2 protein-coding genes are annotated in these 1212 nt (G+C 65.3%); one reads left to right on the top strand and one right to left on the bottom strand.

Going from position 1 to position 1212, the window contains the following annotated elements:
- Positions 1 to 69: 69 nt before the first annotated feature.
- Positions 70 to 837 carry a transposase gene (locus tag J0695_RS17120; protein ID WP_206962930.1) on the bottom strand — a complete coding sequence of 256 codons (768 nt, stop codon included), beginning with the start codon at positions 835 to 837 and terminating at the stop codon, positions 70 to 72.
- Between the two features lie 58 nt (positions 838 to 895).
- On the opposite strand from J0695_RS17120, the gene J0695_RS17115 reads away from it, so the two are divergent.
- Positions 896 to 1168 (top strand): YrhB domain-containing protein, encoded by a 273-nt coding sequence (locus J0695_RS17115; RefSeq protein WP_206962929.1) that lies wholly within the window; start codon positions 896 to 898, stop codon positions 1166 to 1168.
- Positions 1169 to 1212 lie beyond the last annotated feature (44 nt).

Raw genomic sequence — 1212 nt, 5'->3', positions numbered from 1 at the left:
CTAAGGCTTGTCCCGTAAATGATCTTTGATGTGTCCGGAGTGCGGTTGGCTGCTGTTGGAGCCTGCCGACTATCCGGCGAGGTTGAGGTTGTGCAGGCGGGCGATGCCGAGCATGGCGTGATGAACGCCGTCGCCCTTGAGGCGGCAGTCGCGGAGGATCTTCCAGGTCTTCATGTGGGCGAAGACGTGCTCGACGCGGGCCCGGACCTGCTTGTGCTTCCGGTTGTGTTCCTTCTTCCACTCGGGCAACTCCTCGCCCGGGGTTCGGCGGTGGGGCATGAGGAGTCCGGTGCCGGGATAGCCGCCGTCGGCCATCGTCAGGGTCTTGCCCACGGCGGCCTTGGCCCCGGATTCCTCCCATGCCTTGCAGTCGTTGCGGTTGCCGGGCAGGGGGTCGCCGACCACGACGACCAGGCGGGTGTCGGCGTCGATGACGACCTGGTGGTTGGTGGAGTAGCGGTAGTTCTTGGACTGCTCGGCGATGCTGTGGTCGCGGGTGGGTACCAGGGTGCCGTCCACGATCAGCACGGTGCCCTTCGCGAACCGGCGCCGGGGCTGGAGCGCGAGGAGCGGGCCGAGGTGGTCGATGATCCGGTCAGCCGCCGATTTCGATACGCCGAACAACGGGGCGAGTTGGCGCATGGTCAGGTTCGTTCGCCAGTACGCGGCGACCAGCAACACCCGATCCTCCAGCGGCAGCCCCCAGGGCCGGCCCCGACGTGCCAGATCCACTCCCTCGCGGCGCAGGGCGGTCATCAACTTCCCGAAACTGCGCGGGCTCAGCCCGGTGAACGGGGCTATCCAAGACGGCTCCGACGCCGTGATCACACCAGCCATCTGAAGATCATCGCAGGACAGTTAGGGTTCCCACATCGAGCCGGCAGAGTGGAGATTGATGATGGATCGGGACGAAGCCCAGCAGCTCGCGGTGACGTTTCTCGCGAGCAGCCAGCGCGATGACGAGCCACCTCTCGCGATCGACAGTGAGCGGGTCCAAGAGAGCAACGGGCTCCTGATCGTGCCTTACAACTCCGCGCAGTACCTCGCTTCGCGTGACGTGAGTGAGCAGCTGCTGGACTGCTGGCCCATCCTCGTCAACCTCGAACGTGGTGACGTGCGGTTCGGAACCCTGGACGAGCGGCATCTGTGGAAGACCCCGCGCAGCTGATGGGGCTGCGGCTGGCTGCAACCACAGTTACGGGACAGTCCTTA

It is taken from the genome of Streptomyces beijiangensis (assembly GCF_017315755.1).
GTDB lineage: Bacteria > Actinomycetota > Actinomycetes > Streptomycetales > Streptomycetaceae > Streptomyces > Streptomyces beijiangensis.
This window is presented reverse-complemented; position numbering and strand designations above follow the sequence as displayed.